Below are 20,934 nucleotides of genomic sequence, written 5' to 3'. Positions count from 1 at the left end.
GCGCCGGTCCGGGTCAAGGTCCGCGCGCGAGCGTGACCACGGATTCCACCTGCGAGGACCACAGGAACTGGTCCACCGCCACGGCCTTCTCCACCCGCCAGCCCGGTGCGCGCGCGAAGGCGGCCAGGTCGCGCGAAAGGGCCGCGGGGTTGCAGGAGACGTAGATCACGCGCGGGATCGTGGAGCGGGCCAGGATGGCGACCTGCTCTGGGGCGCCGGCGAAGGGCGGATCGAGCACCAGGGCGGCGGCGCCGTTCAGCTCGGCCGGCAGCAGGGGCTGGCGGGCGAGGTCCCGCCGGATGGCCTTGATGCGGGCGCCGGCCCGGCCGGCGGCGGGCTGCAGGGCGCTCGTGGCCTCCTGCGCGCCCTCGAAGGCATCCACGCGGCCGCGGGCGGAAAGGGGAAAGCTGAGGGTGCCGTAGCCGGCGTGCAGCTCGATGATGCGGGGCTTGCCGGGTATGCGGCGGGGCAAGCCGTCCAGCACGGCCGCGATGATGGCGGCCTCGCCCTCCGGCGTCGCCTGGAGGAAGGCGCCCGGTGCGACGGGCAGCGCGACGCCGGACAGGACGGCGTTGGCAGGGCCGTCCTGGGCCGCGATCTCCGGGGCATCGCGGCTGTTCTCGCGCGACCAGGCGATCCGGGAGATGCCCTGCGCGCCGGCGAAATCGGCCAGGATGGTGCGGTCCCTGGGTGCGAGCGGCCCGTCGGTGCGGAGCCAGAGGTCGGGGCCGGTGTCGAGCAGGTTCACCATGGCCGAGCCGGCGCGGTGAAGGGCCGCGACGCGCGTCATCAGGTCCCGCAGCGGGGCGACGAGCGCCAGGATGCGCGGGTGGATGACGAAGCAGGCCTGCATGTCGAAGGGATCGGCGGCACCGCGGGCGTGGAAGCCGATCGTGATGCCCTGCGCGCCGCGGCGGACCGCGAGGTCGGCGCGGCGGCGGCTGTTCGGCGGGCTGGCGCTTGCGGGGGCGACGGCGACATCGGGGAAGCCGGCGCGGGCGATGGCCTCGGCCACGCGGGCGGATTTCCAGGCGGCTGCGGGGGGCGCGGCCCAGTGTTGCACCACGCAGGCGCCACAGGTGCCGAAATGGGGGCAGGGGGGCTGGACCCGGTCGGGAGATGGGGTTTCGACCGCGACCAGCGCCGCGGCACGTCCCTCACCCCGGGTGGGGCCGGGCTCGGCCTCCACCACCTCTCCGGGAAGGGTGAAGGGGACGAAAACGGGCCGGCCCGCCTCGTCATGCGCGATGCCGTCGCCGGCGGCGCCGATCGCTTCAATGGTCAGGCGCATGGAATTCCCGAAATGCAAAAGGGCGGCCCCCGGAGGGACCGCCCCTTTCGGCATCGCCCCGAGGGGATCAGCCGAAGGCGTTGAGGCCGGTCTGGGCGCGGCCGAGGATAAGGGCATGCACGTCGTGCGTGCCCTCATAGGTGTTCACCGTCTCGAGGTTCATGACGTGGCGGATGACGTGGTACTCGTCCACGATGCCGTTGCCGCCGTGCATGTCGCGGGAGACGCGGGCGATGTCGAGCGCCTTGCCGCAGTTGTTGCGCTTCATCAGGGAGATCATCTCCGGCGCCGCCTTGTGCTCGTCGAAGAGGCGGCCGAGGCGCAGCACGCCCTGCAAGCCGAGCGTGATCTCGGTCTGCATGTCCGCCAGCTTCTTCTGGATGAGCTGGGTCTGGGCAAGCGGCTTGCCGAACATCTTGCGCCCCAGCGTGTACTCGCGGGCGGCATGCCAGCAGAACTCGGCGGCACCCAGCGCACCCCAGGCGATGCCGTAGCGGGCGCGGTTGAGGCAGGAGAAGGGGCCGTTCAGGGACTTCACGTGCGGCAGGCGGTTCTCCTCCGGCACGAAGACCTCGTCCATCATGATCATGCCGGTGGTGGAGGCCCGGAGGGACATCTTGCCCTCGATCTTGGGGGCGGTGAGGCCCTTCATGCCCTTCTCGAGGATGAAGCCGCGCAGCAGGCCCTCGTCGTCCTTGGCCCAGACCACGAAGACATCGGCGATGGGGGAGTTGGTGATCCAGGTCTTGGAGCCGGAGACGAGGTAGCCGCCGTCCACCTTCTTCGCGCGGGTGCGCATGGAGCTGGGGTCGGAGCCGGCATCGGGCTCGGTCAGGCCGAAGCAGCCCACCCATTCGCCGGTGCGGAGCTTGGGCAGGAACTTGTCCTTCTGCTCCTCGGAACCGAAGGCGTGGATCGGGAACATGACAAGCGAGGACTGCACGGAGAAGGCGGAGCGGTAGCCGCTGTCCACGCGCTCGACCTCGCGCGAGATCAGGCCGTAGGAGACGTAGCCCACGCCGGCGCAGCCGTGGCTGTCGAGCGTCGCGCCCAGGAAGCCCATCTCGCCGAACTCGTTCATGATTTCCCGGTCGAAGTGCTCGTTCCGGTTGCCCATGAGGATGCGGGGCATGAGCTTGGACTGGCAGAACTCGCGCGCGGCGTCGCGGATCATCCGCTCGTCCTCTGTGAGCTGCTCCTCCATCAGGAGGGCGTCGTCCCACACGAAGCTGCCCATCTTGCTCGGGACGCGGACCTGCGGGGCTTCCGGCATGACCTGGGTGACGACGTTCATTGATGCGTTCCTCTTGTGCCGCTCGCGCGGAGCGCTTCGGATGGGGCGCATCCTGCCCCGGCCGGGGGTGGCTGCACCATGCCGGGGAGGGGGCAACGGCCCTCTCCCCACGGATCAGGCCGCCTCGGCCTCGTCCGCGTGGCGGCGCGGGCGCGGCACGGGGATGAGCATGAAGGCTGGCGTGGCATCGCCGAAGCCGACCACGGGCGGGCCGAGGTCGTCCGGGCGGCTGCGGTACTCGCGCTTGCGGGTGTCGTCGCGGCGGGGGCGTTCCTCGCGGGCGCGCTCCTCCTGCGACCACTCGCTGCCGGCGGCGCGGTTCACCTCGTCCAGCACGCGGTCACCGGAACGGCCCTGGCCACGGGGGACATCGCGCTCCTCGCGCGGGGCGCGGGCCTCGGCACGGAAGCCACGGTCTTCGCGGGACGCGCGGTCCTCGCGCGGGCCACGGGCCTCGCGCGGCGGGCGCGGCTCGCGGGCGGGCGCGGCCTCGGCGGCCACCGCCTCGCGCGGGGCGCGGGGCGCCTCGTCCCGGCGGCCGCGTCCGGCCTCGCCACCGCGGTCGCGGCGGGGCTCGCCGCGTCCACGCTCGCCACGGCCGGAGTCACGCGCCGGGGCGCCACGGGCACCGCCGCGTCCGCGACCGCGGGAGGACTTCAGGCCTTCCTGGATCTCCTCGGGGGTGACGGGGTCCAGGCCCTCGATGGTCATGGGCGGGATCGGCCGGCCGGTCAGGGTCTCCACCGCGGCGACGGCCTTGGCCTCCTCCGCTGTGGCGAGGGTATAGGCGTGGCCCTCGCGCCCGGCACGACCCGTGCGGCCGATGCGGTGGACATAGTCCTCCGCGTGGTAGGGCACGTCGAAGTTGAAGACGTGGGACAGGCCGCCGATGTCGATGCCGCGGGCCGCCACGTCGGAGCAGACGAGAAGCTGAAGCTCGTTGTTCTTGAACTTCTCGAGCGTCGCGAAGCGCATGGACTGGGCGAGGTCGCCGTGCAGCGCGCCGACGCTGAAGCCGTGGCGCTTCAGGCTCTTGTAGAGGATGTCCACCTCGACCTTGCGGTTGCAGAAGATCAGCGCGTTCTGCACCTGCTGGCTCTTGATCAGGCGGCGCAGCGCCTCGCGCTTGTCGCGCTCCTGCACCCAGATCAGGCCGGCGGTGATGGTGGTGGCCACCGAGGCCGGGGCGGAGACGGTGATCTCGCGCGGGTTCTGCAGGAAGGCATCGGCCAGGCGGCGGATCTCGGGCGCCATGGTCGCGGAGAAGAACAGGGTCTGGCGCAGCTTGGGCAGCATCGAGACGATGCGCTCGACATCGGGGATGAAGCCCATGTCCAGCATGCGGTCGGCCTCGTCGATCACGAGCACCTTGCAGTCGGCCAGCAGGATGCGGCCGCGGTCGAACAGGTCCAGCAGGCGGCCCGGCGTCGCGATCAGGACGTCAACGCCCTTCTCGAGCACGGCCTTCTGCTCGTCCATGCTCTCCCCGCCGATCAGCAGCGCGTGGGTGAGCGTGAGGTGCTTGCCGTACTTCACGAAGTTCTCGGCGACTTGGAGCGCCAGCTCGCGCGTCGGCTCCAGGATCAGGCTGCGCGGCATGCGGGCCTTGGCGCGGGAGCCGGCCAGGATGTCCAGCATGGGCAGGGTGAAGCCGGCGGTCTTGCCGGTGCCGGTCTGCGCGCAGCCCAGCACGTCGCGGCCCATGAGCACGACGGGGATCGCCTGCTCCTGGATCGGGGTGGGGTGAACGTAGCCGGCCTCGGTCACGGCGCGGAGGATGGGGTCCGACAGGCCGAGATCGGCGAAGGTGACGGGGCGGGCGCCCGAGCCGTCCTCCTCCTCGAAGTCCTCGTCCTCGTCCGCGTCGTCCTCGTCGCCATCCTCGGCGGAGGCGGTGGCCTCCTCGGCCTCATCCTCGTCCATGCCGGATTCGGCGGCCTCGCCCGCCTCGGTGGCGCGGATGTCCTCGGCCGCCCCCTCGGGCATGGGGACCGCTTCCGCGTCCTCCGCGTCCGGCGCGGCTTCGACGGGGGCGGCGGTCTCGAAGGCGGCGGGCGCTTCGGCGAAGCCGGCGGCGCTGCCCTCTCCCACGGGATCGCCGTCCGCGGCGCCGGTGACCGAGCCGGTGGCCCCGGCCTCGGGCAGGCCGCCCTGAGGCTGCTGCGCCTCGTCCGGTGCCTCGTCTCGGGCGGGGATGGGCTGGTCGTTGCTGGTCGCGGGGTTGGTCAAGCGTGGTTTCCTGTGCCGCCATCCGGCCGGATCGGCGGGGAGGGCGAAAGTCTGGCGGGGCGTCATCGGCCGGGCGCGGGCGGCGTGCCGGAGGCGCCCGGCCGGTGGTCCGGCGTGACGCGGGCCTTGAACCGGCCGCGCGGCACGCAGCCGCTCGCGCGCGATATGCGCCTGCAACGGGCAGGATGCAAGGATGCCGCAGCGCCGGGGATGGCGGCCGCACGCGCCGCGTGGAACACGGACAGCGGTTGCGCCCGTCGGCCAGGGGTGGTTACCACAGGCGATGCCACGCCTGCCACTTCTCTTCCTGCCGGGCCTGCTCTGCGATGCAAGGCTCTGGCGCGACCAGGCGGCGGGGCTGGCCGATCTGGCCGAACCGGTGCTGGCCGACCTCACGCTGGACGCGACGCTGGCCGCGATGGCGGCGCGCGCGCTGGCCGGGGTGGAAGGGCGCTTCGCGCTGGCGGGCCTCTCCATGGGCGGATACGTCGCGCTGGAGGTGATGCGGCAGGCCCCCGAGCGGGTGACGCGGCTGGCGTTGTTCGACACCTCCGCGCGGCCCGACACGCCGGAGGCCGCGAAGCAGCGGCGCGGGCTGATGGCGCTGACGCGGCGCGGCGCGTTCCGCGGCGTGACGCCCAGGCTGCTGCCACGCCTGCTGCACCCCGCCAACCTGGATGGCCCGCTGGCGGCGGAGGTGATGGACATGGCCGAGCGCGTGGGGCGCGACGCCTTCCTGCGGCAGCAGGAGGCCATCCTGGGCCGCCCGGATTCGCGCGGCGACCTGGCCGGGATCGAGGCGCCGACCCTGGTGGCGGTGGGCGAGGCCGACGCGCTGACGCCGCCTGAGCTGGCGCGGGAGATCGCGGCGGGCATTCCCGGCGCGGCGCTGCACCTGCTGCCGGGCTGCGGGCACCTGCCGAGCATGGAGGCGCCCGGGGCCGTGACCGCGCTGATGCGGGACTGGCTCGCCTGATCCGCATCTTCACGGCCCGAGGGGTGCTTCCCATCTGGATGAGATGAGCACGGCAAGGCGCATTCTCCTGGCGGCGCTGGCGGCGTCGCCGCTTCTTCTCCCCCCGCCCGCCGAGGCGCGGGGCGGGGTGTTCCTGGGCTTCGGGGTCGGAGTGCCGGTATACCCGGCCTATCCCTACTTTCCGCCCGCCTATTACCCACCGGCGGTCTACCCGGCCTATCCCGGCTATGCCGCGCCTTATCCGGTGGCGCCTCCGCTTTATGTGCCGGTGCGCCCCGCGGGGCAGTCCTGCTATGCCGGCGCCTATGTCTGCCCGCTAAACCGGCCGGTTGCGGCGGGGGATGCCTGCAGTTGCCCCGCGCGGGGCGGGCAGCGGGCCTGGGGGCGCGTGGGGAACTAGGCGCCCTCCCGCACCAGCAGTCCGGCGGCGTGAAGGCGGCGGCAGAAGGCCAGGGCAGCCTGGCCGAGGTCCTCGGCTGATGCGCCGTCCTCCAGGCGCCGCAACCAGGCTTGCTCCGCCGGCGACAGGATCTCGGCGCCGCCGGCCCAGCGGAGGGCGGCGCTGCCATCGGGGCCGGTGGCCAGGTGATGGATCACGGTTTCGGCCAGTCGCAGGCGCTCCCCGGGCGCTGGGGCGGGGGCGATCAGGCCGCGGCCCAGCAGCGCCGGCCGGTCCGCCGCTAGGCGATCCAGGAAGCGGAGCACCACGCGTTCCAGCAGTGCCGGGTCGGCCAGCGGCGCGAGGCGCCCGGCGATGCCGGCTGCCACGCCCGCCATCCCCTCTTCCCCGGCCAGGCGCCAGGTGGGCAGGCTCGCGCGGAGGGTGGGCGATTCCGCCTCCAGCAGGTCGATCGCGTCGTGCAGCAGGTCGGCCCAGCTCGGTTCCAGCAGGCCGACGGTGATGTGCAGCGAGGCCTCGCCCGCGCCATGGGCCGCCGCGTCGTGCAGCGTGCCGCGCGGCACGTAGAGGGCAGCGCCGGGGCGCAGCACGACCTCCTCCGCCTGGTCCGCGGGGGCGTGCAGGGTTCGGTCCCACGGGGTGTTCCGGGTGGGCAGGGCAAGGGGCTGCGCGGCATGGAGGCGCCAGCGTTTTTCGCCCCGCACCTGCAGCACCAGCACGTCGTGCGTGTCGAAATGCGTGTTGAAGCCCTGCGCGTCCGGCGGTGTCAGGTAGATGTTGGCCTGCACGGCATGGCGGAAGAAGTGTTCCAGGCCACGGCAGAAGCGGGCGAGGGGTGGGTGAGCCTCGTGGAACTGCGACACCACCAGCGTCGCTCCGGCGTCGAAGCGGCAGAACAGGCGGTGCGGGTCGATGCGCCCGTCCTCGCGCGCATACTCGGCCATGGGCACCGCCGCGCTGCCGGCGCGGCGGCTGTCGGCCATGGTGACGGGGGGCGTGCGCGCTCCGGCGGCGAGGTAGGCGTCCAGCGCCGCGATGTCGCAGAGGGTCTGGAAGCGGGCGGGCTCGCCTGTCGGAAGGTGGCGCCAGGCGGTGCCTTCGCGCAGGCGCAGCACGGCTTCCGGCTTCATCGGGGCGAAGGCGAGACGGAAGGCATCGCCGACCAGGCTTGTCGCGGCCATGGGGATGCTCAGCGGCGCCGGCGGCCGCGGCCGACATCGTCCGACGGGTCGCTGTCCGTCGCGGCGCGGCGCGCCGGCCGCGCGTGGGTGCCACGGCCGCGGCCCGGGCCGTCGGAGGGATCGTGGTCCGTGGTGCCGGGATGCGGCGGGGCGGCGTAGCGGCCGCGGCCCACGCCGTCCGAGGGATCGCTGTCCGTCACGCGGTGGGATGGCGGGGCGGCATAGCGGGTGCGGCCATGGCCCACGCCGTCCGCCGGATCGGCGTCGGTGGTGGCCAGGGTGCTGCGTGGCACATGGCCCTGGGGCACGGTCACGCAGCCGGGAAGGGCAGTGGCCGCGCCGAGGGTGGTGAGGCGGAACACGACGAGCCTCCGGCGCAGCCGGGGGTCCTCCACGGCGGGTGGCTCAGCGCCGGGTGGCTTTGCGCCGGGTGGCTTTGCGCCGGACCTGGGCGCTTCGGACGCTTGCGCCGGGTCTGCCTTGTCCTGCTGCATGATCGGTCTCCATCTCCCTGAGGTGGAGCATGGTCGATACGATACCGTTAAGGAAGCGGCGTGCTTCGCGGCGGAAACCGGCGGCGGGTTCCCGGGCTTATTCCGGCGGAGGGAACGATCACATCCATGTCCAGCGCGAGCGCCACTGCCACCACGCCCGAGAGCCTTGTTGAAACCATCGTTGAGCCGCGGGAGGCGGCACGGGCCGCGGGGCTGCGCTACGTCAACGACACGCGCCCGGGGATCACGCGCCATGCGGAGCGCGACGGCTTCGGCTATCGCGACGCGTCGGGCAAGCCGGTGCGCGACGAGGCGACGCTGGAGCGCATCCGGGCCCTCGCGATCCCGCCGGCCTATGCCGACGTGTGGATCTGCCCGCACGCCAACGGGCACATCCAGGCCACCGGGCGCGATGCGCGCGGGCGCAAGCAGTACCGCTACCATCCGCGCTGGCGCGAGACGCGGGATGCCACGAAATACGAGCACATGGCGGAGTTCGCCCAGGCGCTGCCCGCGATCCGCGCCCGCGTTTCGGCCGACCTGCGCCGCCGCGGCCTGCCACGGGAAAAGGTGCTCGCCACCGTGGTGCGGCTGCTGGAGACCACGCTGATCCGCGTGGGCAACGACGACTACGCCAAGGAGAACGGATCCTTCGGGCTGACGACGCTGCGCAACCGGCACGTCGCGGTGAAGGGGGAGACGCTCCGCTTCGCCTTCAAGGGCAAGAGCGGCAAGACCTGGAAGCTCGGCATCCAGGACCGGCGCGTCGCCAGGGTAGTGCGGGAATGCCAGGACCTGCCGGGGCAGGAGCTGTTCGCCTATCCGGCGGAGGACGGCACGCTGCACGACGTGAGCTCGGGCGACGTGAACGAGTACCTGCGCGAGATTTCCGGGCGCGACATCACGGCCAAGGACTTCCGCACCTGGGCGGGCACGGTGATGGCCGCGCTGGCGCTGCGCGAGTTCGAGGCCTTCGACAGCCAGGCCGCGGCCAAGCGCAACATCCGCGCGGCGATCGAGCGCGTGTCGTCGCGGCTGGGGAACACGCCCACGGTGTGCCGCAAGTGCTACGTCCATCCCGATCTGCTGGACGGGTACATGGAAGGCCAGCTTGTTCTGGAGATGGCGGAGCGGGCCGAGGAAGAGCTTCGGGAGGAGATCGAGGACCTGCGGCCTGAGGAGGCCGCGGTTCTGGCGCTGCTGGCGCGGCTGAAGGCGGGCAAGCCGGCGGCCAGGGGGAAGCGCGGCAAGGCGCGGGGCTGAGCGGCCGGGCTCGCGCCCGGCCGACAGCGGTTCAGCCCTGCCGCTCGCTGTCCATGTGGGCGAGCTGCGAGTCCGGGTATCGGGCCCCCGCCGCGGCGCCCGGGGGGATGGCGGCCTCGATGGCGGCGAGGATTCCGGCGTCCAGGCGCATGGCGGCGGCCCCGAGCGCTTCCTCCAGCCGGTCCCGCCGGCGGGCGCCGACCAGGGGCACGATATCGCCCCCACGGGAGGCCACCCAGGCGACGGCGAGCTGGGCGGGCGTGGCGCCATGCCGTTCGGCGATGCCGCGCAGGGCCTCGGCCAGCGCCAGGTTGTGGTCGAGGTTCCCGCCCTGGAAGCGAGGGCTGATGGCGCGGAAGTCGCGGGCGCCGCCGCGGTCCTTCGACCAGTGGCCGCTGATCAGCCCGCGGGACAGCACGCCATAGGCGGTGATGCCGATGCCCAGTTCCCGGCAGGTGGGCAGGATGTCGTCCTCGATGCCGCGCGAGAGCAGCGAGTACTCGATCTGGAGGTCGGCGATCGGGTGCACGGCATGGGCACGGCGGATGGTGGCGGCGCCGACCTCGGACAGGCCGATGTGGCGGAGGTGACCCTTCTGCACCAGCTCGGCCATCGCGCCGACGGTTTCCTCGATGGGCACGTCCGGGTCGAGGCGGGCGGGGCGGTAGATGTCGATGTGGTCGGTGCCGAGGCGCTGGAGCGAATAGGCGAGGAAGTTCCTCACGGCTGCCGGGCGGGAATCGTAGCCGGACCATCCGGCATCGGGGTCGCGCAGCGCGCCGAACTTCACGCTGACCTGGAGCCTGTCGCGCGGGAGGCTCCGCAGGGCCTCGCCGATCAGCATCTCGTTGTGGCCCATGCCGTAGAAGTCGCCGGTGTCGAGCAGGGTGATGCCCCGCTCAACCGCCATGGACAGGGTGGCGAGGCTCTCGGCGCGGTCCGCGGGGCCGTAGAAGTCGGACATGCCCATGCAGCCGAGGCCCAGGGCGGAAACATGGGGGCCGGTCTGGCCGAGGCGGCGCTGTTCCATGCGGAGATCCTTGCGGGTTGCGGTGCCGCCGGTATGCGCCTGGGCGGCCCTTCGCTTAATCCGGTATGATCTGCATGGGGCATTCGGATCAGGTGAACAATGCGGGCCTCGCTCGGCGATCTCGAGCTGCTGGCGGCGGTGACGCGGCTCCGCAGCTTCCGGCAGGCGGCGCTGGAGGCCGGGATCTCGGCCTCCAGCGCGACGGAGCGCATCCGGGCGCTGGAGGACCGCGTGGGGGCGAGGCTGCTGAACCGCACGACGCGCAGCGTGGCGCCGACCGAGGCGGGAAAGGTGCTGCTGGCACGGCTGGAGCCGGCCCTGGGGGAGATCCGGGCGGCGCTGGACGAGGTGGGTCGGGCTGCGGACTCGGTTGCGGGCACGCTGCGGATCAACGCGCCGCCGCCCGCCGCGCAGCTCGTGCTGGCGCCGCTGCTGGCGCCCTTCCTGGCCCGCCACCCGCGCGTGGTGGTGGAGGTCGCCTCCGACAGCGGCTTCGTGGACATCGTGCGGGAGGGTTTCGACGCGGGCGTTCGCTATGGGGAGAGCCTGGCGCGGGACATGATCGCGGTTCGCCTCGGCGGGCCGCAGCGCTACGTGCTGGCGGCTTCGCCCAAGCTGGTCGCGCGCGTGGGCGTGCCGTCCGAGCCGCGGGCGCTGCTGGGGCTGCCCTGCATCCGCACGCGGTTTTCCAGCGGCACCATGCTGCCCTGGGAGTTCGAGCGGGACGGGGAGGTGGTGACCATCCGCCCGGAGGGACCGGTGATCGCGGGGGATGGGCAGGTCGGGCTGGCGGCGGCGGTGGACGGATTGGGCTTCCACGCGACCTTCGAGGGCTGGGCGCGGCCGTTCCTCGACGACGGGCGGCTCGTCTCCGTTCTGGACGACTGGCTGCCGCCCTTCGAGGGGCCGTTCCTCTACTATCCCTCGCGCCGGCACATGCCGGCGGCGCTCAGGGCTTTCGTGGACTTCCTGAAGCTGCGGGGGTGAGGCGGCTCAGACGTCCACCTCGGCCTCGTCCAGCTTGGAGGCGTTGTCCTGGATGAAGCGGAAGCGCAGCTCGGGCCTGCGTCCCATCAGGGCCTCGATCAGCTCGGCCGTTTCCGCGCGGGCCTCCTGGGGAAGCACGACGCGGAGAAGGGTGCGCTTCCTCGGGTCCATCGTGGTTTCCTTCAGTGACATCGGCGGCATCTCGCCCAGGCCCTTGAAGCGGCTGACCTCGACCTTCTGGTTCGCCTTGAACTCGCGCTTGAGGATGCGCTCGCGGTCGGCGTCGTCGCGGGCGTAGATCGACTTGGCGCCGTGCTGGAGGCGGTAGAGCGGCGGCTGGGCGAGGAAGACCTTGCCCTCGCGGACAAGCGCCGGAAGCTCCTTGTAGAAGAAGGTCATCAGCAGGGCCGCGATGTGCGCGCCGTCCACGTCGGCGTCGGTCATGACGATGATCCGGCCGTAGCGGAGGCGGGCCAGGTCGAAGCGGTCGCCGATGCCGCAGCCGAGGGCCTCCACGAGGTCGCGCAGCTCCTGGTTGCCGCGCAGCTTCTCGGTGCTGGCGGAGGCGACGTTGAGGATCTTGCCGCGGAGCGGCAGCACCGCCTGGGTGACGCGGTCGCGCGCCTGCTTGGCGGAGCCGCCGGCGCTGTCGCCCTCCACCAGGAAAAGCTCGGTGGTTTCGGCGTTCTCGGAGGAGCAGTCGGCGAGCTTGCCGGGCAGGCGGAGCTTGCGCGTGGCGGTCTTGCGCGGGGTTTCCTTCTGCTCCTTGCGGCGGATGCGCTCCTCGGCGCGCTCGATCGCCCAGGAGAGGAGGTTGTCGGCGTTGCGGGTGTCGCCTGTCAGCCAGTGATCGAAGTGATCGCGCAGCCCGGCTTCCACGAGGCGGGCGGCCTCGGGGGAGGTGAGCTTGTCCTTGGTCTGGCCCTGGAACTGGGGTTCCCGCACGAACACCGAGACCATGCCGGCGAGGCCGCCGAACAGGTCCTCCGCCGTCACCGTTGCCGCGCGCTTCTCCTTGCGGAGTTCGCCATAGGCACGGAGGCCCTTCACCAGGGCGTTGCGGAACCCGGCCTCGTGCGTGCCGCCCTGGGGGGTGGGGATGGTGTTCGCGTAGGTGGAGAGGAAGCCTTCGCCCTGTTCCAGCCAAGTGGCGGCCCATTCGGCCCGTCCGGCACCGCCGGGGAAGGTGGATTCGCCGGCCCAGGGGGTGGGGATGACGGCCGGCTTGCCCTCGATCGCGGCGGCCAGATAGTCGGTCAGGCCCCCCGGGAAGTGCAGCGTGGCCTGGGCGGGGGTGTCGTCCTTGATGATGCGCGGATCGCAGGACCAGCGGATCTCCACGCCCTTGTAGAGATAGGCCTTGGACCGGCAGAACCGGTACAGGCGCTGGGCCAGGAACTGCTGCTTGCCGAAGATGTCGGGGTCAGGGCGGAAGCGGATGGTGGTGCCGCGGCGGTTGTGGACGGGGCCGGCGTTCTTCAGCTTGCCCAGCGGCTTGCCGCGCGAATAGCTCTGCGTGAAGAGGGTGCGATCGCGGGCGACCTCCACGTCCATGCGCTCGGACAGGGCGTTGACCACCGAGGACCCGACGCCGTGCAGGCCGCCCGAGGTGTCGTAGGCCTTGCCCGAGAATTTGCCGCCCGAGTGGAGGGTGGTGAGGATCACCTCCAGGGCCGAAAGCTTGGGAAACTTGGGATGGGGGTCCACGGGGATTCCCCGCCCGTTGTCGCGGACGGTCAGCCAGTTGTCGGGCTCGAGCGTCACCTCGATGCGGTCGGCATGCCCGGCCACCGCCTCGTCCATGGCGTTGTCGATGACCTCGGATGCCAGGTGGTGAAGGGCGTTCTCGTCCGTGCCGCCGATATACATGCCGGGGCGGCGGCGGACGGGCTCCAGCCCTTCCAGCACCTCGATGTCGGCCGCGGAGTAGGTTTGCGGGGCGAGGCCCTTGGGGCGTCCGCCGAAGAGATCGTTCATGACTTGTTCTGGTCCCCTGGCCCAAAATAGCCATGCGGGGGAACAGATGCAACCGCCGCCGCAACCCTCGCGGGTCGCGGCGGTCGGGGTGTTACCTCAGGGACGCGAAGTGCTCAGTTCTTGCCCTGCAGGTGGGCCTCGATCATCCACAGCGACTTGTCCACGACGCGGGACACCTGGGTGAGCAGGTCGGAGGTGTCGGCATCGCCGGCCTCGTCGGTGGTGTCGATGCCCTCGCGCAGGCTCTTGGCCAGCTGGGCATAGCGCTCGGCCAGGGCCTGGCAGTGCTCCAGCCCGTCCAGCAGGTTCGCGTCGTAGGGCGCGATGCGGGTGCGGGAGCCGACGCCCTGGGTGGTGCCGTCGGGGATGCCGCCGAGCTGCACGGCCCGCTCGGCCAGCTCGTCCGACTGCTCGGACAGCAGGCCGTAGAACTCCTCGAACATCTTGTGCAGGCCGTAGAAGTGGCTGCCCTTGACGTTCCAGTGGGCCTGGCGGGTCGCGTTGGTCGCGTCGATGGTGTCGGCCAGCAGGGCATTCAGGGTGGCGACGCTGACGGCCTTGGCGTTGCCGGGGGTGTCGTTGTGGGTCTTGTTGCGCACCTTGTCTGAGTCGGTCTTGGCCATGGGGCCTCCTTCGGGTTTGGGTGGGCTGCGCGAAGGGTGGGTGGCGCGCGGCTCCTGGCAAGCCGAATGCCCGTGGGCTCCCAAGGTTTCCGTGGCGGGACAGGACTGAACCAGCCGCATGGCGGAGACGGCGTTCGGGGGCGGCGCCCGGGCGTGGCGGTGGCCCGGGGGCGGCCGCGTGCTAGGCTCGTTCCGACCGGCCGGCGGCGCAGCCGGCCAGGACCGAGGAGGAACGAACATGACAACCAACCGTCGCGACATCCTGGGCGCGGCCCTGCCCCTGGGCGCGGCCGGGCTGGTGGCGGCCTCCGCCACGGCCCAGGCGCAGGTGGCGAGCGCGCCGCGCACCCTGTTCAGCCTGCCCGTGACCACCGTGCCGGTGGTGGGCAGCGACATGGCCTTCCCGGTGCGCCGCATCTACTGCATCGGGCGGAACTACGCCGCGCATGCGCGCGAGATGGGGTCCGACCCGAACCGCGAGCCGCCCTTCTTCTTCCAGAAGCCGACCGACGCCGTCCAGTTCGTGGCGCCAGGAACCGTGGGCGAGCACCCCTATCCGTCCCTGACCAAGAACTACCATTACGAGGTGGAACTGGTGGCGGCGCTGAAGTCGGGCGGGCGGAACATCCCGATCGACCGCGCGCTGGAGCATGTCTACGGCTATGCCCTCGGCCTCGACATGACGCGGCGCGACCTGCAGCGGGCACTGGGCGACGAGAAGAAGCCCTGGGAGATCGGCAAGAGCTTCGACCGCTCCGCCCCGATCGGCCCGATCCACCCGGCCGAGCAGGTCGGGCACTTCACGCAGGGGGCGATCTCGCTGGCCGTGAACGGCACGGTCAAGCAGAACTCCGACCTGAAGAACATGATCTGGAGCGTCGCGGAGCAGATCGCCAAGCTGTCCGAGGCCTTCGAGCTGAAGGCGGGCGACATCATCTATTCCGGCACGCCGGAGAACGTGGGGCCGGTGGTGGCGGGGGATACGATCCTCTGCAAGATCCAGAACCTGCCGGACCTGTCGATCCGGATCGCGCCGCCCCTGGCCTGACCGGCGCGGCGAGGCCGGGGGGCATGCCCCCCGGCCTCAGACCGGAAGCTGCACGAAGCGTTCCGCCTCCGGCGCGGTTCCTTCCTGCTGGAAGGCGACGGCGGCGGCGAGGATGGCATGGTCGGCCTCGCTCAGCCGCGCCAGCTCGCGCAGGTGGTCGGTCCAGGACCGCACGGCCCAGAGCTCGACGTAGCGCTCGGGATGGGCCACGTCCTCGTAGAGGCGCCAGACGATGGCGCCGGCGCGGAGCCGCACGCCGCGCACCTCGGCCATGGCGGCCAGGAAGGCGTCCCGCGAGCCGCGGGGCACGGTGTAGCGGACGGATTCCAGCACGCGCCCGTCATCGCCCCTGAGCGCGGGCATCAGTTCGGGCGCCGGTGCCTCGGGCTGGGGCTCGGCCAGGTTGGCGGCGATGGGGGCGGCCGGGGCGGACTCCAGCGGAAGGTGGCTGACGGCGAAGGCCAGGCCGATGCTGGCCAGGCCGAAGGCAATCAGGGTGGCGGGAATGCCGATCACCTCGCCCCCGATGCCCGCGATGGTGGAGCCGGCCGCGAGCGCCCCGAAGGTGCAGACCTGGAACAGCCCGATCGCCCGCGCCCGCACCCAGGGCCGCGCCGCGAGCTGGGAGGAGGCGGACAGGGTTGAGGTCATGCCGAGCCAGGAGGCGCCGTAGAGCAGCATGGCGAAGCCGGCCGGTGCCCAATGGCGGGACAGGCCGAGCAGGATAACCGAGACGCCCACCATGGCGCTGCACAGCACCACGGTGTTGGAGCGGGTGAGGCGGTTGCGGAGCGCGGGCAGGAAGAAGGAGCAGGCCACCGCCCCCACGCCCATGGCGCCGAGCATGAGGCCGAAGGCGGCGGGGCCGAGGCCGAGGCGGAAGCGCACGATCAGCGGCAGCAGACCCCAGACCGCCGATCCCGCGAAGAAGGCGAGGGTGGAGCGGATGATGATGCCGCGCATCACCGGGCTCGCGAGCACGTAGCCCACGCCGCTGCGGATCGCCGGGAGGAGCCGTTCCTTGGGGGTGGTTTCCACCTCGGGCACGCGCTTCCAGAAGAACAGGGCGCCGATCAGCACCAGGAAGCAGGCGGCGTTGAGGCCGAAGGCGACCTCCGCCCCCGCCCAGCCCAGCACCACCCCGCCCAGCGCCGGGCCGATGGCGCGGGCCAGGTTGAAGCCCATGGCGTTGAGCACGATGGCCTGCACCAGGTCCTGCCGCGGCACCAGCTCCGGCGTGGTGGCCGCGAAGGCCGGGAAGTTCGCCGCCGCCCCCACGCCGATGCAGAAGGTGAGCGCCAGCAGCCCCCAGGGCCCGAGCAGCCCGGCGGCGGTGAGGCCGCAGAGCACGAGGGCGGTCGCGAAGATCCAGAGCTGGGTGAGCAGGAGGAAACGCCTGCGGTCCATGATGTCCGCCAGCGCCCCCGCGGGCAGCGCGAGAAGGAAGACCGGCAGGAGGGAGGCCACCTGCACCAGGCTGACCATGACCGGGGATGGCGAAAGGGAGGTCATCAGCCATCCGGCGCCGGTGCTCTGCACCCAGCCGCCGATGTTGCTGACCAGCGTGGCGATCCACAGGGTGCGGAAGGCGGCGTTGCGGAAGGGGAGGAAGGCGGCGAGGGCGGGCATCGGGGCGGGCGGAACCGGATGGGACAGGCTTTCTCCCTGACCTGCAATCCATGTTGTCGCAAGATGGCCGCGCCGCCTGCCGCACGCGGCATGGTTCGAATCCGGGCGCGGCCTGACCGCCGGCTCTTCGTGCGGGTGTCCCGGAAGCTCCCGCCTGCGGGCTATTCCCTGGCCAGGATGGCGCCGGCGATCACGTCGAAGAGGTGATCGGCCTTCGGCGCGAGGGATGGCTGGTCGCGCAGCCATGCCAGCGCCCCGAGCAGGCCGAAAAGATCCGTGCCGTCCATGTCCTTTCGCGCCGCCCCGCTCTCCTGCGCGCGCACAAGGAGGGAAGTGCCCGCCGCGCGCATGGTCTGGCACGACGCGTGGAGTGCGGAATCCGGGTCGGCGATCGCCGCCACCATCGACTCGATGGCGCCGCTGTAGCCGTGCGCGACGGCGACGGCTTCGCGCAGCCAGGCGGTGAGTGCCTCCCCGGCGGAGGCCGAGCCTTGCAGCTCGCCCGCCTTCGCCGTGAGTTCGTCGAAGCGCACGCGCAGCAGGGCCTCGAGCAGGACCTCGCGCCGCGGGAAGTGGCGGTACAGCGTGCCGAGGCCGACGCCGGCCCGGCGGGCGATGTCCCGCAGCGATGCATCGGCGCCCTGTTCCGCCACCACCTCACGCGCGACGTCCAGCAGGTGGTCGTGGTTCTTCCTCGCGTCGGCCCGCATCGTCTCCACTTGAAAAACGGAGCAGTGCTCCGAATATGTGGATCACTGCTCCGGAAAAACATACCCTGTTCGTGTTAAAGGTGGAAGCGATGTCGGGCGAGACAATGAAGGCGGTCCGGTTCCATGCGTTCGGTGGGCCCGAGGTGCTGGTCTACGAGGATGCCCCGAAGCCCCGGCCCGAGGCGGGAGAGGTGCTCGTGCGCGTGCGCGCGGTCGGCCTCAACCCGCCCGACTGGTATCTGCGGGATAACTACAAGGCGCTTCCCGCGTTCAGGCCGCCCGTCACCTTGCCCGTGATCCCGGGGTCGGACGTGTCGGGCGTCGTGGAGGCCCTCGGCGATGGCGTGCGGGGCTTCTCCATCGGCGACGCGGTGTTCGGCATGGTCCGGTTCCCGAGCTTCGGGGAGAGCGCCGCCTATGCCCAGTTCGTCGCCGCGCCCGCCTCGGACCTGGCGCTCAAGCCGGCGGGCATCGACCATGAGCATGCCGCCGCGGCCGCCATGTCCGGGCTCACGGCGTGGCAGTTCCTGATCGAACGGGGGCACGACGCGCCAAACCCGCTGCAACCGGATCCGCATCGTCCGGTGCCGCTGGAGGGCAGAACCGTGCTGGTCCATGGCGCCGCCGGCGGCGTGGGCCACATCGCCGTGCAACTGGCGCGGTGGAAGGGTGCGAACGTCATCGCCGTGGCGTCGGGCACGCACGAGGCGCTCCTGCGCGAACTCGGTGCAAACCGGTTCATCGACCGGACCGGCACCGCGCCCGAGGAGGTGGTCGATGACGCCGACCTCGTGCTCGACACGCTGGGCGGGCCGGCCACCGGCCGCTTCCTGCGCACGCTCAGGCGTGGCGGTGCCCTGTTTCCCGTCTTCCCGGGCTTCGCCGGCGCCGCGGAGGCCGCCGAGCGCGGCGTCATGGTGTCGATGACGCAGGTGCGCTCGAACGGGTCGCAGCTCGCGGAGCTCGGGCGCCTGCTCGGCGATGGCACGATCCGTGTCGTGATCGACAGCAGCTTTCCGCTTGCCGACGCCCGCAAGGCGCACGAGCGGGCCGCCCAGGGGCACGTTCAGGGCAAGATCGTGCTTCAGGTGGCGTGAGCGACCCGCCAGCATAGCGCCGGGCGGCCGAAGGATCCCGCCGCGCGGGCGGGACGTTCGCGGGCGGTGCCGGTCGCGCGCGATCCTATCCGAGGAGGACGGGCGGCGAGGCGTGCCCGTTCCCGCTCTTTCCCTGGAGGGCCAGGATCCTCTGCCCGCCGGTCTGGGCCGTTCGGGCTGGCGCGGGTAAACGTCGCCGGTTTGACAGGGGCTGCGGATCGATGGGTCAGACGCGCGAGGTTTCCGCCACCGGCGCACCGGGCATGCTCAAGCGCTTCTTCTCCTATTACCGGCCGCACCGGCGGCTCTTTCTCCTGGATTTCGGCTGCGCCGTGCTCTCCGGCCTGCTGGAGCTGGGCTTCCCGCTGGCCGTGAAGGCCTTCGTCGATCACCTGCTGCCGGGGCAGGACTGGGCGCTGATCGGGCTGGCGGCGGCGGGGCTGCTGGTGGTTTACCTGCTAAACGCGGGGCTGATGGCGGTGGTGACCTACTGGGGGCACATGCTCGGCATCAACATCGAGACGGAGATGCGCCGCCGGGCCTTCGCGCACCTGCAGAAGCTGTCCTTCTCCTTTTTCGACAACCAGCGCACCGGGCACCTGGTGGGGCGGCTGACCAAGGACCTGGAGGAGATCGGGGAGGTGGCCCATCACGGGCCGGAGGACCTGTTCATCGCGGTGATGACCTTTCTCGGCGCCTTCGCGCTGATGTTCTCGGTCAACCCGCAGCTGGCCTTCATCACCGCGGCGGTGGTGCCGCTGACGGGCTGGCTGACGGCGCGCTTCGGCGGGCGGATGACGCGGAACTGGCAGGCGATCTTCGGCCGGATCGGCGGCTTCAACGCGCGGATCGAGGAAAACGTGGGCGGCATCCGCGTGGTGCAGGCCTTCGCCAACGAGGAGCACGAGCGGCGCCTCTTCGCGCGGGACAACGAGGGCTACCGCACGACCAAGCTGGAGGCCTACCGGCTGATGGCGGCGACCACCTCGCTCTCCTACCTCTCGATGCGGTTGACGCAGATGGTGGTGATGGTGGCGGGAAGCTGGTTCGTGCTGCGGGGCGAGCTCACCTCGGGCGGCTTCGTGGGCTTCCTGCTGCTGGTGGGGGTGTTCTTCCGGCCGGTGGAGAAGATCAACTCCGTGATCGAGACCTATCCCAAGGGCATCGCGGGCTTCCGGCGCTACACGGAGCTGATGGACACGGCGCCCGACATCGGGGACCGGCCGGGGGCGCGGGCGGTGCCGGGGCTGCGCGGCGAGATCCGCTACGAGGGGGTGCGCTTCGGCTATGGGGCGGGCGCCCCGGTGCTGGAGGGGGTGGACCTGCACATCCGCCCGGGCGAGACCGTGGCCTTCGTCGGCCCCTCCGGTGCGGGCAAGACCACGCTCTGCTCCCTGCTGCCGCGCTTCTACGAGGTGACGGGCGGGCGGATCACGGTGGGCGGCACCGACATCCGCGACATCACGCTCGCCTCCCTGCGCGGTCAGATCGGGATCGTGCAGCAGGATGTGTTCCTGTTCGGCGGCACGATCAGGGAGAACATCGCCTATGGGCGGCTGGGCGCCTCCGAGGCGGAGATCGGGGAGGCGGCGCGGCGGGCGCGGCTGGACCGGGTGATCGCGGCGCTGCCGGACGGCATGGACACGGTGATCGGGGAGCGCGGCGTGAAGCTCTCGGGCGGGCAGAAGCAGCGGTTGGCCATCGCGCGCATCTTCCTCAAGAACCCGCCGATCCTGATCCTGGACGAGGCGACCTCGGCGCTGGACACGGAAACGGAGCGGGCCATCCAGGCCTCGCTGACCGAGCTTGCCGAGGGGCGGACGACGCTGGTGATCGCCCACCGGCTGGCGACCATCCGGGATGCCGACCGCATCGTGGTCGTGGACGCCGCCGGGGTGGCCGAGCAGGGGCGGCACGGGGAGCTGGTGGCGGCGGGCGGCATCTACAGCCGCCTGCACGGAGCGCAGCAGGCCGGGTGAGCTTGCCAGGGCCGGGCGCCGGCGGTGAGATCGCCGGCATGGCGGCGCCATGCCGCCAGGAGGAAACATGCATGGTCCGACCCGAGGATGGGGCGGTTGCCGCCCGGCTGACCCCCGCGCTGCGCGAGCGGATGCGCGAGGAGCTTCCGGAGGTGGGCCAGATCCGCGACGAGGGCCTGCGGGATAAGGTGCTGGACGTCTGGGCGCTGGCGATCGCGCGCAGCAGCTACAACTCCATCCGGGACATGCCCCCCGCGGGGAATCCGGGCTCCATGCTGCTGATCCGCGGCGACCAGACCGACCACATCCGCGGCGTCACGCGGCTGGCGGTCTCCATCGCGGACGAGATGGCGGCCTCCAACCCGGACCTGCCGATCGACCGCGACATCGTGGTGGCCGGCGGGCTGTGCCACGACGTGGGCAAGCCCTGGGAGTTCGATCCCGAGAACCGGAGGCGCTGGGAGGCCTCTCCGCGCGGCGCCGGGCTCCCCTCCCTGCGGCACCCGGCCTATGGGGCCCATCTGTGCCTGACGGTCGGGCTGCCGGAGGAGGTGGCGCATATCGCGGGCTACCATTCCGGAGAGGGCGAGCTGCTGGTTCGCAGCCTGGAGAACACGATCGTCCACACCGCCGATATCGGCTATTGGTCCATCATGCTGGCCGGCGGGCTGATCACGCCAGGAACCGTGGCGGGGAAGTACAAGCGGCCGCTCTCGATGTAGGGAG

At 71.8% G+C, this 20,934-nt stretch carries 18 protein-coding genes; 8 read left to right on the top strand and 10 right to left on the bottom strand.

Annotated elements, in window-relative coordinates; translation table 11 throughout:
- Positions 1 to 13: 13 nt before the first annotated feature.
- From ACFFIC_RS02770 to ACFFIC_RS02760, 3 genes are all read right to left on the bottom strand, one after another.
- Positions 14 to 1,291, bottom strand: coding sequence for a class I SAM-dependent RNA methyltransferase (locus tag ACFFIC_RS02770; protein ID WP_377048523.1), 1,278 nt, complete (start codon positions 1,289 to 1,291; stop codon positions 14 to 16).
- Between the two features lie 67 nt (positions 1,292 to 1,358).
- Positions 1,359 to 2,585, bottom strand: coding sequence for an acyl-CoA dehydrogenase (locus ACFFIC_RS02765; RefSeq protein ID WP_456306913.1), 1,227 nt, complete (start codon positions 2,583 to 2,585; stop codon positions 1,359 to 1,361).
- A gap of 114 nt (positions 2,586 to 2,699) precedes the next feature.
- On the bottom strand, positions 2,700 to 4,508 hold the full coding sequence (locus ACFFIC_RS02760) for a DEAD/DEAH box helicase (protein WP_377049256.1): 1,809 nt from the start codon (positions 4,506 to 4,508) through the stop codon (positions 2,700 to 2,702).
- Positions 4,509 to 5,097: 589 nt separating this feature from the next.
- Between ACFFIC_RS02760 and ACFFIC_RS02755 the strand changes: the two genes are divergently transcribed.
- Together ACFFIC_RS02755 and ACFFIC_RS02750 are read left to right on the top strand one after the other, a co-directional pair.
- Positions 5,098 to 5,790: an alpha/beta fold hydrolase gene (locus ACFFIC_RS02755; RefSeq protein ID WP_377048522.1), complete on the top strand. Its 693-nt coding sequence runs from the start codon at positions 5,098 to 5,100 to the stop codon at positions 5,788 to 5,790.
- Positions 5,791 to 5,833: 43 nt separating this feature from the next.
- Positions 5,834 to 6,190 carry a hypothetical protein gene (locus tag ACFFIC_RS02750; RefSeq protein WP_377048521.1) on the top strand — a complete coding sequence of 119 codons (357 nt, stop codon included), beginning with the start codon at positions 5,834 to 5,836 and terminating at the stop codon, positions 6,188 to 6,190.
- On the opposite strand, the gene ACFFIC_RS02745 is transcribed toward ACFFIC_RS02750, so the two are convergent.
- Positions 6,187 to 7,371, bottom strand: a complete 1,185-nt coding sequence (locus tag ACFFIC_RS02745) for a cupin domain-containing protein (RefSeq protein WP_377048520.1) — start codon at positions 7,369 to 7,371, stop codon at positions 6,187 to 6,189. The genes ACFFIC_RS02750 and ACFFIC_RS02745 overlap by 4 nt on opposite strands.
- Positions 7,372 to 7,379: 8 nt before the next feature.
- Positions 7,380 to 7,733 carry a hypothetical protein gene (locus ACFFIC_RS02740; RefSeq protein ID WP_377048519.1) on the bottom strand — a complete coding sequence of 118 codons (354 nt, stop codon included), beginning with the start codon at positions 7,731 to 7,733 and terminating at the stop codon, positions 7,380 to 7,382.
- Between the two features lie 258 nt (positions 7,734 to 7,991).
- On the opposite strand from ACFFIC_RS02740, the gene ACFFIC_RS02735 reads away from it, so the two are divergent.
- Entirely contained in the window at positions 7,992 to 9,128 is a 1,137-nt protein-coding gene (locus ACFFIC_RS02735; protein WP_377048518.1) for a DNA topoisomerase IB, read from the top strand.
- A gap of 31 nt (positions 9,129 to 9,159) precedes the next feature.
- Here ACFFIC_RS02735 and ACFFIC_RS02730 read toward each other — a convergent pair whose 3' ends face one another.
- Entirely contained in the window at positions 9,160 to 10,158 is a 999-nt protein-coding gene (locus ACFFIC_RS02730; protein WP_377048517.1) for an aldo/keto reductase, read from the bottom strand.
- A gap of 99 nt (positions 10,159 to 10,257) precedes the next feature.
- Here ACFFIC_RS02730 and ACFFIC_RS02725 point away from each other — a divergent pair, with 99 nt between their 5' ends.
- Complete coding sequence (locus ACFFIC_RS02725) at positions 10,258 to 11,145, top strand: LysR family transcriptional regulator (RefSeq protein ID WP_377048516.1); 888 nt, start codon at positions 10,258 to 10,260, stop codon at positions 11,143 to 11,145.
- Positions 11,146 to 11,151: 6 nt separating this feature from the next.
- Here the strand turns inward: ACFFIC_RS02725 and parE are convergent, their stop codons facing one another.
- On the bottom strand, positions 11,152 to 13,122 hold the full coding sequence (gene parE, locus ACFFIC_RS02720; RefSeq protein ID WP_377048515.1) for a DNA topoisomerase IV subunit B: 1,971 nt from the start codon (positions 13,120 to 13,122) through the stop codon (positions 11,152 to 11,154).
- Between the two features lie 113 nt (positions 13,123 to 13,235).
- Positions 13,236 to 13,745 (bottom strand): DNA starvation/stationary phase protection protein Dps, encoded by a 510-nt coding sequence (gene dps / locus ACFFIC_RS02715; protein WP_377048514.1) that lies wholly within the window; start codon positions 13,743 to 13,745, stop codon positions 13,236 to 13,238.
- A 238-nt stretch (positions 13,746 to 13,983) separates the two neighbouring features.
- Here dps and ACFFIC_RS02710 point away from each other — a divergent pair, with 238 nt between their 5' ends.
- A complete protein-coding gene (locus tag ACFFIC_RS02710) occupies positions 13,984 to 14,793 on the top strand; it encodes a fumarylacetoacetate hydrolase family protein (protein WP_456306912.1) in 810 nt (269 codons plus the stop codon).
- 36 nt (positions 14,794 to 14,829) lie between these two features.
- Here ACFFIC_RS02710 and ACFFIC_RS02705 read toward each other — a convergent pair whose 3' ends face one another.
- Positions 14,830 to 16,422 carry an MFS transporter gene (locus ACFFIC_RS02705; protein WP_377048513.1) on the bottom strand — a complete coding sequence of 531 codons (1,593 nt, stop codon included), beginning with the start codon at positions 16,420 to 16,422 and terminating at the stop codon, positions 14,830 to 14,832.
- 161 nt (positions 16,423 to 16,583) lie between these two features.
- Positions 16,584 to 17,132, bottom strand: coding sequence for a TetR/AcrR family transcriptional regulator (locus ACFFIC_RS02700; protein ID WP_377048512.1), 549 nt, complete (start codon positions 17,130 to 17,132; stop codon positions 16,584 to 16,586).
- A gap of 35 nt (positions 17,133 to 17,167) precedes the next feature.
- On the opposite strand from ACFFIC_RS02700, the gene ACFFIC_RS02695 reads away from it, so the two are divergent.
- The 3 genes from ACFFIC_RS02695 to ACFFIC_RS02685 all read left to right on the top strand — a co-directional run bounded on the left by ACFFIC_RS02695 (position 17,168) and on the right by ACFFIC_RS02685 (position 20,930).
- Complete coding sequence (locus ACFFIC_RS02695; RefSeq protein WP_377048511.1) at positions 17,168 to 18,229, top strand: NADP-dependent oxidoreductase; 1,062 nt, start codon at positions 17,168 to 17,170, stop codon at positions 18,227 to 18,229.
- A 221-nt stretch (positions 18,230 to 18,450) separates the two neighbouring features.
- Entirely contained in the window at positions 18,451 to 20,208 is a 1,758-nt protein-coding gene (locus ACFFIC_RS02690; protein WP_456306911.1) for an ABC transporter ATP-binding protein, read from the top strand.
- Positions 20,209 to 20,279: 71 nt separating this feature from the next.
- The gene (locus ACFFIC_RS02685) at positions 20,280 to 20,930 is read left to right on the top strand and encodes an HD domain-containing protein (protein WP_377048510.1); all 651 of its coding nucleotides are present in this window, start codon (positions 20,280 to 20,282) and stop codon (positions 20,928 to 20,930) included.
- Positions 20,931 to 20,934 lie beyond the last annotated feature (4 nt).

The organism is Muricoccus vinaceus (genome assembly GCF_042433125.1).
GTDB lineage: Bacteria > Pseudomonadota > Alphaproteobacteria > Acetobacterales > Acetobacteraceae > Roseomonas > Roseomonas vinacea.
Note: the sequence above shows the minus strand (reverse complement) of the source record. Positions and strands in the feature narration are given on the sequence as shown.

Coding starts and splice junctions, on each gene's coding strand:
- ACFFIC_RS02745 (WP_377048520.1), bottom strand. CDS start 7,371: ATGGCCGCGACAAGCCTGGTCGGCGATGCCTTCCGTCTCGCCTTCGCC.
- ACFFIC_RS02700 (WP_377048512.1), bottom strand. CDS start 17,132: ATGCGGGCCGACGCGAGGAAGAACCACGACCACCTGCTGGACGTCGCG.
- ACFFIC_RS02755 (WP_377048522.1), top strand. CDS start 5,098: ATGCCACGCCTGCCACTTCTCTTCCTGCCGGGCCTGCTCTGCGATGCA.
- ACFFIC_RS02765 (WP_456306913.1), bottom strand. CDS start 2,585: ATGAACGTCGTCACCCAGGTCATGCCGGAAGCCCCGCAGGTCCGCGTC.
- ACFFIC_RS02770 (WP_377048523.1), bottom strand. CDS start 1,291: ATGCGCCTGACCATTGAAGCGATCGGCGCCGCCGGCGACGGCATCGCG.
- ACFFIC_RS02750 (WP_377048521.1), top strand. CDS start 5,834: ATGAGCACGGCAAGGCGCATTCTCCTGGCGGCGCTGGCGGCGTCGCCG.
- parE (WP_377048515.1), bottom strand. CDS start 13,122: ATGAACGATCTCTTCGGCGGACGCCCCAAGGGCCTCGCCCCGCAAACC.
- ACFFIC_RS02695 (WP_377048511.1), top strand. CDS start 17,168: ATGTGGATCACTGCTCCGGAAAAACATACCCTGTTCGTGTTAAAGGTG.
- ACFFIC_RS02685 (WP_377048510.1), top strand. CDS start 20,280: ATGGTCCGACCCGAGGATGGGGCGGTTGCCGCCCGGCTGACCCCCGCG.
- ACFFIC_RS02760 (WP_377049256.1), bottom strand. CDS start 4,508: ATGGACGAGGATGAGGCCGAGGAGGCCACCGCCTCCGCCGAGGATGGC.
- ACFFIC_RS02710 (WP_456306912.1), top strand. CDS start 13,984: ATGACAACCAACCGTCGCGACATCCTGGGCGCGGCCCTGCCCCTGGGC.
- ACFFIC_RS02705 (WP_377048513.1), bottom strand. CDS start 16,422: ATGCCCGCCCTCGCCGCCTTCCTCCCCTTCCGCAACGCCGCCTTCCGC.
- ACFFIC_RS02725 (WP_377048516.1), top strand. CDS start 10,258: ATGCGGGCCTCGCTCGGCGATCTCGAGCTGCTGGCGGCGGTGACGCGG.
- dps (WP_377048514.1), bottom strand. CDS start 13,745: ATGGCCAAGACCGACTCAGACAAGGTGCGCAACAAGACCCACAACGAC.
- ACFFIC_RS02730 (WP_377048517.1), bottom strand. CDS start 10,158: ATGGAACAGCGCCGCCTCGGCCAGACCGGCCCCCATGTTTCCGCCCTG.
- ACFFIC_RS02735 (WP_377048518.1), top strand. CDS start 7,992: ATGTCCAGCGCGAGCGCCACTGCCACCACGCCCGAGAGCCTTGTTGAA.
- ACFFIC_RS02690 (WP_456306911.1), top strand. CDS start 18,451: ATGGGTCAGACGCGCGAGGTTTCCGCCACCGGCGCACCGGGCATGCTC.